General features: G+C 47.4%; 13 protein-coding genes. 1 reads left to right on the forward strand and 12 read right to left on the reverse strand.

Annotation, left to right across the window (positions count from 1 at the left end):
- Positions 1–135 precede the first annotated feature (135 nt).
- The 9 genes from PGX44_RS13025 to PGX44_RS13065 form a co-directional block, all read right to left on the reverse strand.
- Entirely contained in the window at positions 136–1,026 is an 891-nt protein-coding gene (locus PGX44_RS13025; RefSeq protein ID WP_498855709.1) for a thiamine pyrophosphate-dependent enzyme, read from the reverse strand.
- Between the two features lie 4 nt (positions 1,027–1,030).
- Positions 1,031–2,209, reverse strand: coding sequence for a hypothetical protein (locus tag PGX44_RS13030; RefSeq protein ID WP_498855710.1), 1,179 nt, complete (start codon positions 2,207–2,209; stop codon positions 1,031–1,033).
- A complete protein-coding gene (locus PGX44_RS13035; protein WP_498855711.1) occupies positions 2,206–2,508 on the reverse strand; it encodes a 4Fe-4S binding protein in 303 nt (100 codons plus the stop codon). Before PGX44_RS13035 ends, PGX44_RS13030 begins: the two co-directional genes overlap by 4 nt.
- Positions 2,509–3,054, reverse strand: a complete 546-nt coding sequence (locus tag PGX44_RS13040; RefSeq protein ID WP_498855712.1) for a 2-oxoacid:acceptor oxidoreductase family protein — start codon at positions 3,052–3,054, stop codon at positions 2,509–2,511.
- A 125-nt stretch (positions 3,055–3,179) separates the two neighbouring features.
- On the reverse strand, positions 3,180–4,379 hold the full coding sequence (locus tag PGX44_RS13045; protein WP_498855713.1) for a DUF362 domain-containing protein: 1,200 nt from the start codon (positions 4,377–4,379) through the stop codon (positions 3,180–3,182).
- Positions 4,380–4,421: 42 nt separating this feature from the next.
- On the reverse strand, positions 4,422–6,182 hold the full coding sequence (locus tag PGX44_RS13050; RefSeq protein ID WP_498855714.1) for a cobalamin-dependent protein: 1,761 nt from the start codon (positions 6,180–6,182) through the stop codon (positions 4,422–4,424).
- Positions 6,183–6,198: 16 nt separating this feature from the next.
- Positions 6,199–7,587, reverse strand: a complete 1,389-nt coding sequence (locus PGX44_RS13055; RefSeq protein WP_498855715.1) for a glutamate mutase L — start codon at positions 7,585–7,587, stop codon at positions 6,199–6,201.
- A gap of 33 nt (positions 7,588–7,620) precedes the next feature.
- Complete coding sequence (locus PGX44_RS13060) at positions 7,621–8,955, reverse strand: sodium-dependent transporter (RefSeq protein WP_498855716.1); 1,335 nt, start codon at positions 8,953–8,955, stop codon at positions 7,621–7,623.
- Between the two features lie 19 nt (positions 8,956–8,974).
- The gene (locus PGX44_RS13065; RefSeq protein ID WP_186503470.1) at positions 8,975–9,175 is read right to left on the reverse strand and encodes a hypothetical protein; all 201 of its coding nucleotides are present in this window, start codon (positions 9,173–9,175) and stop codon (positions 8,975–8,977) included.
- A gap of 306 nt (positions 9,176–9,481) precedes the next feature.
- On the opposite strand from PGX44_RS13065, the gene PGX44_RS13070 reads away from it, so the two are divergent.
- Complete coding sequence (locus tag PGX44_RS13070; RefSeq protein ID WP_498855717.1) at positions 9,482–9,610, forward strand: hypothetical protein; 129 nt, start codon at positions 9,482–9,484, stop codon at positions 9,608–9,610.
- Between the two features lie 224 nt (positions 9,611–9,834).
- Here the strand turns inward: PGX44_RS13070 and PGX44_RS13075 are convergent, their stop codons facing one another.
- The 3 genes from PGX44_RS13075 to PGX44_RS13085 all read right to left on the reverse strand — a co-directional run bounded on the left by PGX44_RS13075 (position 9,835) and on the right by PGX44_RS13085 (position 12,586).
- The gene (locus PGX44_RS13075) at positions 9,835–11,169 is read right to left on the reverse strand and encodes a sodium-dependent transporter (protein ID WP_186503471.1); all 1,335 of its coding nucleotides are present in this window, start codon (positions 11,167–11,169) and stop codon (positions 9,835–9,837) included.
- Between the two features lie 40 nt (positions 11,170–11,209).
- Complete coding sequence (locus PGX44_RS13080; RefSeq protein WP_186503472.1) at positions 11,210–11,383, reverse strand: hypothetical protein; 174 nt, start codon at positions 11,381–11,383, stop codon at positions 11,210–11,212.
- Positions 11,384–11,683: 300 nt separating this feature from the next.
- Positions 11,684–12,586: a LysR family transcriptional regulator gene (locus PGX44_RS13085; protein ID WP_186503473.1), complete on the reverse strand. Its 903-nt coding sequence runs from the start codon at positions 12,584–12,586 to the stop codon at positions 11,684–11,686.
- Between the last annotated feature and the right edge of the window lie 229 nt (positions 12,587–12,815).

Consider the following 12,815-nt stretch of genomic DNA (forward strand, 5'->3'; position numbering starts at 1 on the left):
AGATAAACGACGATATTGCGTTTCTTCAGGCTTTCCTTGTATTCTTTCCCTGTCATCATATGCAGTAACCCTCATTTTCTTAGAATAGGAAGACCCTGGCCGTCGTTCTCGCTAAGGCCTTCCCTCACTACACGCTTACGCGTTCCAATGCGTTCTCATTTGTGCCCATTTGGCATCACGGATACGGCAAATTTCTGCAATATCTTCGTCCTTCAAATGAGCAAACCGATTTTGTTTCTTTAAATATTCTTTTACATCGCCAAATGCCTTCGGATTCCGGTTCAGTGTATATTCATGATTTTCATACTCTGCTAAGTACCAAAGGCCCGTATCGACGGCCTTTTTCGCCAGGTCGACGGTCAGTTCGGACGCACAGCCCCAGCCGGTCGGACAAGGAGCGAAAATATGGATATACGACGGGCCGTTTACAGCTTTTGCCTTAGCCACTTTGTTTAAGAGATCTTCCGGATAGCCCAGGCTTGCTGTAGCCGCATAGGGAATATCATGGGCAGCGACGATTTCAAAAACATTTTTCTTTGCTTTCGTATTGCCCGGCAGGCGGTCGCCGGCAGGGGACGTCGTCGTCTTAGCCCCATACGGCGTAAGGCCCGACGTCTGGACGCCTGTATTCATATAGGCTTCGTTATCGTAACAGATATACATGATACGGTCGCCCCGGTCGATAGCCCCGGAAAGGGACTGCAGGCCAATATCGGCAGTACCGCCATCACCGGCAAAGCCGACAACCGTGTAATCTGTAAGGCCCAATTCTTTGGCACCTGCTTCTACGCCGGCTTCAAAAGCTGCCGTACCGGCAAAGGGTGTAATGGCGCCGCTGCAGCCAAAGGTCATGCTGGGATAAATGAAAGCAACCGTCGACATACAGTTAGGCGGTACAATCGCGAAGGTTCTCTTGCCCAGTACCTTCATGACCAGCCGGATAGATAAGGCAGCGCCACAACCGCCACAGGCTTTATGCCCATAAAAAAGCTCTTCATTCGTAATATTTTGTGCATTTAAGCCCATTGTATCAACACCCCAGTTTCACAAATTCAACGGTCGGTGACTGCGGTTCCCCGGCAGCCTGACGCAACAACTTATCAAAGCACTGTGCAATGTCCCCTTTAAGAATAGAACGGCCGCCTAAGCCGGCGATAAAGTTGAACGTAGCCGGTTTCGTTGTTCCCCGCATAAGGGCCGAATTGACATTGGTAAAGACGACGCCTTCACAGCCGTGATCGATATCTTTTTCCAAGACACCTACGGCCTTTACGTGTTGTAAGGCAGCAATGATTTCTTTTTCCGGGAACGGGCGCATGCAGCGAATTCTGAGGAGGCCTACTTTTTTACCTTCAGCCCGCAGGGCATCGACAACACAGCGTGTCGTGCCGGCTACACTGCCCAGGGTAACGATGACGGCATCTGCATCGTCCGTGCGATATGTTTCCACCAGGCCGCCATAGGTCCGGCCAAATAATTCTCCATATTCCTTATCGGCAGCAATCAGTTTTTCACCGGCCTTTAAGGTCGCTACATGCTGCTGATAGTGGAATTCCAGATTATAGTCCGGGCCGGCAGTAATACAATTGCTCGTAGGATTGTCCAAATCCATCTTGTTGGCATAATTCTGATACGGAATAAATGCATCTACTTTATCCTGTTCCGGAATTTCTACAACTTCATACGTGTGGGTAAGGACAAAACCGTCGAGGCAGACCATGACCGGCAGCATAACTTCCGGATCTTCTGCTACTTTATAGGCCTGAATAGTAAGGTCCAAGGCTTCCTGTGCATCTTCTGCATAGAGCTGGATCCAGCCGGAAGCGAGCTGGGAAAGGGAATCGCGCTGATCGCCGTAAATATTCCAAGGCAGGGCCAGCGAACGGTTGGCATCCATCATGACGATGGGGAAACGGGCACCGCTGGCATAATAGAGACCTTCCGTCATATAGAGAAGACCTTGGGAGGACGTAGCCGTAAAGGTCCGGGCACCTACGGAGGCAGCGCCCAAAGAAGCCGTGATTGCACTGTGTTCCGATTCTACATGGAGGTAAGTGGCCTTAAGGCTGCCATCTTCAACATAATCAGATAAGCGTTCTACAACAATCGTTTGCGGCGTAATAGGATAAGCTGCTATAACTTGAGGCCGTGCTAATTTAGCACCCAGGGCCACGGCTTCGTCGCCGCAGATAAACATTTTTTCACTCATGCTTCTGTCTCCTTTACTAAAGTAATAGCACCAACCTTACATTCATGTGCGCATACGCCACACCCTTTACAATAGTTCAGGTCGATTTCCAAATTCGCTTCCGATTTATCAATGGCCCCTTCAGGACATACGAGGAAACAACGCAGGCAATGGACACATGTTGCGTGGTCGATAATGGGCCGGAAGGTACGCATGCCCGCATTAATCCCTACGATATGGGCAGACGGACAACACGGTCCTACAGGATACTCTGCCAATGTCTTAGGCGGCACAAAATTTACAGGTTGTGGTCTGTTCATTTATAATTCCCCCTTCACTTTATCGTACGCTGCGGTAAACAAGGCCTTGTTCTTTTCCCGGATGCGCGGTGCCAATTGATCGTCAATCGCCTTGAGGACAGAATCGCTATTGACCGTCCCGGCAGCAGCGACTAAGGCAGCCAGCATCGGTACATTCGTAATAGGCCGTCCCAGGATATCCAGAGCCAGGGCCGTTGCATCAATCGTGATTACTGTATAGTCACCTTTTTTTGGGAAAGCGGTAGCATCCTGCGTCGTATTGATCACCAGGATTCCTCCATCCTTCAGCCCTTTGGTTACGTTGTCTCCATACAGGGTATCATCGAGGACGACGACGTAATCACACGTTTCTACTTCACTGCGGTCCGTAATTTTCTTGTCGTCAATACGGGTAAAGGCCAGTACAGGCGCCCCCCGTCGTTCCGGTCCAAAAGAAGGAAAGGCTTGAACATATTTATGTTCATGAATTGCTACAGCCTGTCCTAACAAGCGGGCTGCCGTAAAAGCGCCTTGTCCGCCACGTCCATGCCAACGTACTTCGATCATCTGTAATCACACTCCATAGCAATAATTTATATCTAATTGTTATAAGTAGGGTGTTATGTACTCTATACAGGCCGCTTGTACCCCGAGTGACCTGTATAGAGCCACACCTATTCACTTTTCTTTACTCATTCTTTTTCGTTCTTTTCCGTTGCATAACGACGGCCTACTTCCATGCGATCACCGGCTACGGCCTGGACAAACCAAACGTTATTGGGCGGGCAGCCTTTGCACGGTGTCCCCATATCCCAGAGCGGCTTCGTGCAGACACCCATGAGAATGAGGTCTTCCTTCTTGATTCCTTCCGGAATCTGATCCTTCGTGACCGGTCCTAAAACGATGGTCTTTCCTTCCAGGAGATGTTCGATGTGCTGGTTCTTCATATCCATAATGGCACTGATCATCGTCGTCTTGCAGCCTGTGCAAGCCCGGGCATCTTCGATCTTGGTAAAGGGAGGCACGCCTTCAATTTCTACTTCACTGGCCCGTTTAAAGCGTTTGCGTACGGCTTCGATGGGTTCACCTTTTATTTCGATCTTATCCAGGTTCATTTCGCCCATGCCCCGTTCATAGGCCAATTTTGTGATCTTTACTTCTTCCGGCTTGTAGCCCATGACAGCACCGGTTACGGCATCACAGGCAACACAGTCCTTCGAAGCGATGATCAGATCCATCGGCACCGGTTCGCCAAAGATAGGCCCTAACCCTTGCTGGCCGACGATCCCATCGACTACCGTAAGAACCCGTTTGATGCCCTGATTGAGATCGACGACACCGCCAAATACGCCTTTTTTATGGAATTCCTTCTTTTCCGTATCCTGGATCAGGCCTTTGAGGTTTTTAATCCCCAGCGTTACTTCCGTCTGGTCATGGGTTTTCATGACCGGTACACTAATAATGGCATCGGCATCGACAACAGGCTGCCATGTATCCAAACGCTGGACCACTTCACCTTGCGGGCATTCGATGACGGCACGGGGCTGTTTTTTCAAATCCAGTACAGTGTAGCCCTGGTCTCTCAATTTCGTGTATTCAGCAAATTCAATGACCTTTTCCGTATCGACACCGGCTGCAGAAGATTCGGCAATATACGGTTCTGCGCCTGCTTCTTTACAGATATCATAAATAGCCTTGCACACTTCATAGCGCGTTACCGCACCGGAGAGACGGTCGGAGCCGGGAGCTACGAGGTTCGGGTTAATCAATACTTTAAAGCCCGGTTTAATAATATCGGAAATACCGCCGATCGCGTCGAGCGCTTTGCGGACGGCTTCGGCAATGGCTTCTTCACTGTGATTTTTTGTTTTGATAATCGATACAGTACTCATAGTTGAATTCTCCTTTTTATAATACATAGAAACATTAGACATTTATAAACGCTGTTTGATAAGATCTACCAATTGATCAGCATTTGATGAGCAGACAACTCCCATTTCCGTAAGCTTGTCATCTACGTTGACAGGCAACGTTTGACCGGCTACGTTTTCATTGAGGAGACCACCCATGATGACAGTGACGCCATCGAGGTGTTGCTGCGCAATCCCGTTAAGTAATTCGCTGGCATAGGTCAGGGCAATTCCGTTAAAGGTAGAAACGAGGACAAATTTGCTGTCCGTTTCGATAATCGTATCGATGATTTCCTGAGGGCCTACATTGGCGCCCAGATCAAAGATATTCATGCCCGCTTCTGTCAGGACAGATTTTACGATTTCCTTGCCAAACTCATGCACATCCGTTGCCGCGACAATACCATTGACCCCATCCAGGGAATGTTCCAGATTATCGATGGTCTTACAGATCTGAGTCCGTCTGTTTTCAATGGTCCAGACGATATCCGTCGGTTTAATGGGAATGCGGCCACGCATAGCCTTTTCATCCTTCTTGCCGGCACCGTATAATTCTTCCAACTTCGCCGGGCCTAAGGCTTTCAGCGCCAGCAGCAGTTCGCAAGGATTCTTTGTATCAATACCAATATCATCTAATCCATTCATAACGCGTTCAAAGAAAATACGGCCGCCAATAACGAGTTTTTCTTTTTCTACGGTCATCTTTTCAATGTCCAGGAAGGCCTGATAATGTTTTGCTTTTTCTTCCAGCATATTGGCGGTTACATGAACCTGAATAATTTCATCAGCTGAAGGAATGCGGATGGCTTCCGTAATCGGTATAGGTGTTACGGCGTGGCCTGTAGGGAAGAGCATCTGGCCACACGTATCAGCCAGGACGAAGGAACAGAGGGCTGCATAGTTGCGGTCATAATCGTTGGAATAATCAATCGTATTGCCATAAATCATGGACCCTGGCGTATGATACGTATTGATTTCATCATTGGCCATGAGGAAAATAATACGTAAAATCGGATCACTAAACAGATTCCCGTACATGAGCGACAGACGGCCGCCCAAGAGTTCTTCGACGATATAGCGTTCCATAATTGCCCAGCCTGTCAGGTTAGCCAAATCATGGAACATAGCACCGAAGCCATCGTCCAGGTTCGAGTGGATAACTGCGCCTTGATCCCTAAAGAGGCCCATGAGGCCAATGGCCGTAGCCATGTTGATGACCCGGTCTTCTTTACTCATGAGACCACCGGGATATTCGTACGTATAATACTGGGCAATGTTCCCCATGGTTGTTACGCCAGCCTTTAAGGCCAATTTTACGTTTTCCGTGGAGTTCAGGGAGCCTATCATATGATCGCCAAAGTGAGGCTGGATCGGTACTACCTGGCCGACGGCTGCCCATTCTTCCGGTGTTTCAAAAATCAGGCTGCCGCCTTTCATTACTTTATCCCGCATTTCCTGCGGTACGCCCATGACCCAATCGAGGGCCACGCCAAAGCGGTCGAGAATAATACCGCGCTTGTTCGTCAGTTCATCGTAAATATATTCAAATCCCTTGGCTGTTTCTTCCCATGAATTCCAGCCAATATGGGCATGATGCATGATCTTTCCTTGCTTCATCATCTTTTTCTTGTATTCAGCTTCAGAGGTCACGCCGTACTTTTTCATAAATAAGGTCGTACCGATCGTGACATCCTGTGCTTCTTTACGTGACGCTGCCAGAATTTCTTCCAGCGAAGGCACATCATTAGGTACTAAATCCTTTTTCAATAAAATCTGATCACTCATTGTTTACCACCCTATCTCACGTTAATGGAATCAGTTTATCTAACAATATACGCATGGCTGTTTCCCGATCGATGCCGGATAAGAGGCCGGCAGCGTAGAAAATATACGATGTATCCAAGTAAAAGGCCGCCTTTTCAGGCAACAGCACATCCTTTTCTGCTTTCGTCCGCAAGGCCTGGGCTAAGATACTGCGCGGATCGATACTGTTGATGATCGGCCCGCCCGTCCCAATAATGGCCTTGATGTTCAATAAATCCTTCCCCTTTTGTATGCGTTGGACCCCTTCCGTATAGCCATCGTAGAGTTGTCCTGCATGACGCCGCACAGATACCCGTACGGCCTCCATGGCAATAGCCTGTTCAAAGCGCTTTTCCTTTTCCGTATCCGGCACAAAAGCATGGTCTTCCAGGCGTTTATCCTGGCACAAGCGGATTTCCTCATCAGCCAGGCCGGAGTATTTCCGGATCCGCCTCATATCTGCTGCTTCAAGGAGGGAATTGACCGATTCCCTGGCACCAATATCACCTTCTACGGTCCGCTTAGCCCGCGGTTCCGGTGCGCCGACGAGACGGACACCATCCAACGTTTCCGTAGCTGCATACGAGTGGACATCTGTCGTAGCACCACCCATATCGACCAGCATAATCTGTTCCCAGCCCTGTTGCGCAGGTGTTCCTTCGGCCAGCAGGCGGACACCCTTTAAGACCGCTGCCGGTGTTGGCATGACGATGGGTCCGATGTACTGCTTAACCGTATCAAACCCTTTCATGTGCGTAATGCGTTTCATAAAAATATCCCGTACGGCTTCTACTGTAGAGGCAATATTCAGTGTATTGACGGCCGGTATAATGTTATCGGCAAGGATACAGGTTTTGCCATTCTGATACAAGAGGAAATGCACAGCTTCTGCTGCCTGACTGTTTCCAGCGTACACGATTGGTGCCTTGATTCCTCCGGCATGGGCCAGCCGTTTGGCATTTTCTAAAATCCATTTGCTGTTCCCCTTTTCATAACCGCCACAAAGGAGGATAATTTCCGGGTCGAGGCTTCGTATCTGGTCCAGCGCTGCGTCCGTTACAATACCGGAAAAAGAAGCGATGATTTTCGCACCGGCCCCATAGGCAGCGTTTTTTCCGGCCATGAGGCTTAACGATTCTGTCAGGCCGACGACAACCATCCGCAAGCCACCGGCGGCACTGCTGGAAGCAAGCTTACGGGCTTCCAGCAGTGCTTTTTCGCCGATTACCTGCCGGATCTGATCTAAACACGTTACTAAGCCAAGGGAGGCATCAGTGCCTACAGTAGAAGGTGTGCGGAACGTGTAACAGACACGTTGTTCTTCCATATCCACGACTGTCGATTTTGTAAAGGTACTACCAAAGTCGATAAGTATCGTATACTTCATGAACTATTCACACCTTCCTGTCACGGGTATTGCTTAGAAGAAGATTTTCGGAATGTTTAACAAGGACTGCAATAACAAGAACAATAAGATAGGCACAACGGCATATTTGTAAATAATATCAAACCAGCGGCCCAGGTGAATACTGCTGCCTTCCATCCATTCCGTACGAATCTTCTTGGCACCTACACACCAAGCCAGGACGATTGCCATAATCGCTGCCGTCAGCGTATAACCTAAATCACCAATAATGTAGTCGAATTTAGCCAGGAACGTATCGCTCCAAATACAGGGGATACTGCCGATGATTGTAACGACGATGATGACAGCCAGTGTCTTTTTCCGGCTCCAGCCTAAGCCATCACTAAAAGTAGTAACGGAGTTTTCCATAATGCCGATAGCTGCGGAAAGACCGCCCAGCAGCATGGCAAAGAAGAAGAAAAAGGCAATCACGCCGGAGAACGGCATTTGTGCAAAGACATACGGCAAGGTGACGTAGGTCAGGCTCGGACCGGACTGCAGGTTCAGGCCGAAGGCTACGACGGCCGGAATAACGACGAGACCGGAAGCGATACAGCCAAAGAGGTTCCACCAGGCAACGGTGAGGAAGTCCATAGGAATATCGGATTTTTCCGGCAAGTAGCTGCCATACGCCATGAGGTAGGCAGGCCCTAAGCCTACAGCGAAGAGTGCCATCCCTGTCGCACGGGCCCAAAGAGACGGATCCAAAAGCATGGACATATCCGGTTTGGCAAACATAGTCAGGCCATCTTCAATGCCCGGCAGGGTAAGAACACGGATTACCAGGGCGAAGAGGATAATGTAATGCAGTGGAATACAGAACTTACAGAACTTTTCAACGCCTTTTTGAATCCCCTTCATACAGACGAAGGAAATAATCAGCAAGGTTACGATAGTCCAGGCAAAGATTGCCGTTCTGTTACCCGTAAAATCTTGGAAGAAACCAACAGAGTCGGCCATAAATTCCTGGCCGCAGTATAAGCTAAAGATCGTATACGCCAGTGTCCACGATACGACAACCAAGTAATACATGTTCAACCCCAAAGGAATAAAGGGGAAAATCCAGGCGATTTTGCCTTTCTTGCCTAATACCTTCTGGAATGCTGTAATAGGACCACTGCGCATCTTGCGGGCAAAGGCAATTTCAGCCCAGCCGGCAGGCAGGGCAATGACAATCGTCACGATAGTAAAAGCCAGGACGAAAGCACCGCCACCACTTTCTGCTGCTACATACGGGAACCGCCAAATAGCACCGAGGCCAAAGGCCATCCCGATCGTCGATAAAATAAACCCTAATCTGGAACCCCAAACTTCACGTTCCTGTCCGTTCGCTTGCGTTTGTTCACTCATAGTTGCACACCCTCCCGATCTACTTATTCCAATTGCTCTTATCGTTCAGACTGTGCACTAGCGTCCAAATAGCAACGCCGCCAATCCCGATAATATAAAACCCTAACATAAACCAAGTTGCTCCATCCATTTTGACCTCTCCTTCAAAATCAGACTTTTTACGATCCTCTGGTTTCACTAAATATAAAATGCGCTGCGCAGCGAAAATTCCATTTTTCACAAACCAGAAGACGTGTACTGCTATGTTTACTCAGGCTCTTCCTAAAAGAGACTGCTTCAACCAAGTATTTTTTTGTTATACTATCGTTTTTAAGGCATTTCACATATAACTCATGCGATTTTCGTATGTTATTTATGAAATACAAAAATATTTTAAAATTCCGTTTTTAAAATTAATTCTTGCAAGTTATTCCGTTTTCTACAAGTATTATGTTACATCCTCCGCTTCAAAAAGTAAAAATCTAAAATCTCATAGCTATATCAATTTTCTTCATACCTTGTACATTAAAGTACAAATACCAGGTCTATGATAAGTACAGGCTCGCCCTTTGCAGACGGCGCGGCTAAAACGGAAAAATTTCACAAGAATACCGGTTCCGGCCCTAATGGCCGCATCATGCCTGTCGTATACCCCGGCAACAAAGCAACCGCCTAAATGAAACGGTGTATTCCTTTACGTTCCCGCTTTCTCTCCTGCCGTTTGGCTGTCCATAAACATAAAAGATGCCTGCAGCAGTCCTTTTATACTGGCTGCTACAGGCATCTTTTATGTAGTTCTAAGAATGTGTCCTATTTAATACAAGGCGGGAAAGCCGGCACGGGGAGAGGCCGTGTAACTGCCGCCTTTCCCAGCCTGAATTGGTACCACCGCAACAGACATCACGTGAAAATCGTCGTGAGGATTTTCGGAATATTAAAGCATGATTGGGCTAACAACAAGAACAAAATCGGGCAAATGACGTATTTGTAAAGCGGATCATAGAAGGTAGGAATCTTGAAATGGCATCCTTTTTGGATCCATTCTTCGCGTACCTTTTTTGCCCCTACATACCAAGCCAGCAGTACAGCCATAATCGTAGCTGTCAGCGTATAGCCTACGTCACCGACAAAGAAATCCATGGCTGCCAGGAATTTTTCACTCCAAATACAGGGAATAGCCCCGATAATGGTGATAACCGTAATAAAGACGATCGTCTTTTTCCGGCTCCAGCCAAGACCACCGCTGACGGTCGTCACGGAATTTTCCATAATGCCAATGGAAGAAGAGACAGCCCCCAGGGCCATGGCAATAAAGAAACCTAAGGCGATGACTATAGAAAACGGCAGCTGTGCAAAGACAAAGGGCAGGGTAATAAACGTCAGATTAGGACCGGAGTTCAGGTCTAAGCCAAAGGCTACTACAGCCGGAACAATGATCAAACCGGCGAGGATGCAGCCCAAGAGGTTCCAAAAGGCAACGGTCAGAAAATCTGCCGGAATATCCGAATCCTTCGGTAAATAGGCACCGTACGCCATTAAGGCTGCCGGCCCCAAGCCGATGGCGAATAAGGCCATGCCCGTAGCCCGGGCCCACATGGAGAAGTTCAGCATCTGCGACCAATCAGGATTGACAAAGAGGTTTAACCCGGCCGAAATATTCGGCAGCGTCAGTACACGAACCATCAATAATGCCAAAATGACGAACAACAAAGGAATGCCATATTTACAGAATTTTTCTACACCGCCCTGAATACCCTTCCAAAGGATCAACGCGTTCAGCAGGACCGTCACAACAGTCCAGCCAAAGACAGCTAAGCGGTCATTGCTAAAGGTATCAAAAAAGCCGACGGGATCATTCATAATTTCATTTCCGTAGACGATACTGAAACAGATATAGGCCAAGGTCCAGGCGACGACGACCATATAAAACATGTTCAGTCCCGTAGGAATAATCGGGTACAACCAGGCAATCCGGCCTTTTTTATTGCCCAAAATATTCTTAAAGGCCACGACAGGCCCGCTTTGCATTTTTCTGGCCAAGGCAATTTCTGCCATACCTGCCGGTACAGCCAGTACGAGGGTAATAATCAAAAACATCAAGACGAAGGCCCCGCCACCGCTTTGGGCGGTTACGTACGGAAAGCGCCAAATGGCACCTAAGCCAAAGGCCATGCCAATCATCGTAAAGACGAAACCCAGGGATGAGCCAAAGTGCTCTTTTTTCTTCTCTGCCATGATATAACTCCTTTCTTATGAAACCTGCAGCCTCTATCCATCAGGCTGCACCATGATTTTCCGCATAGGCTTCACCGCCGGGTTCTGTAGCTGCCTCATCCTCCTCTTCCTGATAGGAACCACCGCTCTTCAGGCTGTTCCGCATCGTCCAAAAGGAGCCGCCACCGACAACGACCAAATAAAAGACCAGCATGATAATCGTTCCAGTTTCCATTACAACCATTCTCCCTTCAAAAAACCAAGTTCCTATACAATATTATTTTTATTCAACATACCTCCTCATTCTATTTTTCACATACGCTCTGTTATGCATATGTTTTTTATGTTTTTGCTTTATTTTATTCCGAAAACATTTTATTTGTTAATAAAATTTTAGCATCTTGCAATAAACAAGTACACAGTTTAATATTCATAGTGAGAATAAGGATTTCTGTGTTCATCTACTTTCTTATATCTTTGCAAAAATTTCCTAATAATAAAAAAATAAGAGGGTTCTGCCAAAGGCAGAACCCTCTTAAAGTGCAATCACATTGTTTTCTATATTTTTTTGCAGTTCCCTGATAAAGCGCATCGTCGCCAGTGTACTGTTATCCTTGTTTTTTACAGCCAGGCCGATTTCCCTGCAGGCTTCCGGCTCTAAATGCCGCGTTGCCAATGTCGTAAATTTAGCACTACATAGGTTCCAAAACAATTCTGGCACAATGCTGATGCCTAAGCCTTGCTCAACCATAAAAAGGACGGCAAAATCAGAATTAGACGTACACGTCGAAGAAACAGGAACGTGGCATTGCTTAAAATACTGGGCTACATCCGGATCGAGTCCGTCCATGGAGCGGTACATGAAAAAGGACCCGCCCATCATGGCCTCGGCCGGTACACGCTCATACGCTGCCAACGGATGATCCTTGGGAAATACCGCCAGATAGGGATCTTTTTTTAAAGGAAACCAGTCATAGGTCTGTTCCGGCTGCTTACTGATAAAGGCTACATCAATCATCCCTGAAGCCATCCAGTCTTCCAAAATACGGACACTGTTTTCTTCGACCAGGTCCAAATGAATCTGTGGATACATACGGCGAAAGATCTGCATGATTTGCGGCATGACCGCGCAGGCCAGGGTGGGATAGCAGCCAATCCGTACTTGTCCTGTAGCCAGGCCCTTCACGGCATCGAAGGTTTCTTCTAATTCCTGGTTCATGGCTACGAGTTTACGGATAGCAGGAATAATCTGTTCTCCTTCCAGAGTCAGCGTAATTCCTTTATTGCTCCGTTGCAATAGCGGAAACCCACATTCCTTTTCCAGACTGTTCATCATATACGTAATCCCCGATTGCGTATATCCCAGCTCTGTTGCTGCCTTAATAAAACTTCCCTTATCCACGACAGCTAAAAGGACTTCATATTTTTTTATATCCAACGAACTGCCTCCTCTCCATACTATTTTATTTTAAAATGTCAGTGTTCCGATTGTGCTCTTACTTTTTATGATAGAGGCTGTACAGCAACTAGTAAAACGCTATATTTTGATAACTCTATGAAAGTATCTTATATCGCCTATTTCCATTTACAAAATACATACGTCAGTACAAAAAAAGGGGCTGTGAAATAACGCCCCTATAAAAACGAATGAGGATCACTGGCTCGAA

The organism is Caecibacter sp. AF58-12pH5A (assembly GCF_027681725.1).
GTDB lineage: Bacteria > Bacillota > Negativicutes > Veillonellales > Megasphaeraceae > Megasphaera > Megasphaera hominis.

Excerpts from the sequence above, each read along its gene's own strand:
- PGX44_RS13050 (WP_498855714.1), bottom strand. The coding sequence starts at position 6,182 with ATGAGTGATCAGATTTTATTGAAAAAGGATTTAGTACCTAATGATGTG.
- PGX44_RS13025 (WP_498855709.1), bottom strand. The coding sequence starts at position 1,026 with ATGGGCTTAAATGCACAAAATATTACGAATGAAGAGCTTTTTTATGGG.
- PGX44_RS13035 (WP_498855711.1), bottom strand. The coding sequence starts at position 2,508 with ATGAACAGACCACAACCTGTAAATTTTGTGCCGCCTAAGACATTGGCA.
- PGX44_RS13080 (WP_186503472.1), bottom strand. The coding sequence starts at position 11,383 with ATGGAAACTGGAACGATTATCATGCTGGTCTTTTATTTGGTCGTTGTC.
- PGX44_RS13040 (WP_498855712.1), bottom strand. The coding sequence starts at position 3,054 with ATGATCGAAGTACGTTGGCATGGACGTGGCGGACAAGGCGCTTTTACG.
- PGX44_RS13045 (WP_498855713.1), bottom strand. The coding sequence starts at position 4,379 with ATGAGTACTGTATCGATTATCAAAACAAAAAATCACAGTGAAGAAGCC.
- PGX44_RS13055 (WP_498855715.1), bottom strand. The coding sequence starts at position 7,587 with ATGAAGTATACGATACTTATCGACTTTGGTAGTACCTTTACAAAATCG.
- PGX44_RS13075 (WP_186503471.1), bottom strand. The coding sequence starts at position 11,169 with ATGGCAGAGAAGAAAAAAGAGCACTTTGGCTCATCCCTGGGTTTCGTC.
- PGX44_RS13060 (WP_498855716.1), bottom strand. The coding sequence starts at position 8,955 with ATGAGTGAACAAACGCAAGCGAACGGACAGGAACGTGAAGTTTGGGGT.
- PGX44_RS13070 (WP_498855717.1), top strand. The coding sequence starts at position 9,482 with ATGATAAGTACAGGCTCGCCCTTTGCAGACGGCGCGGCTAAAACGGAA.
- PGX44_RS13030 (WP_498855710.1), bottom strand. The coding sequence starts at position 2,209 with ATGAGTGAAAAAATGTTTATCTGCGGCGACGAAGCCGTGGCCCTGGGT.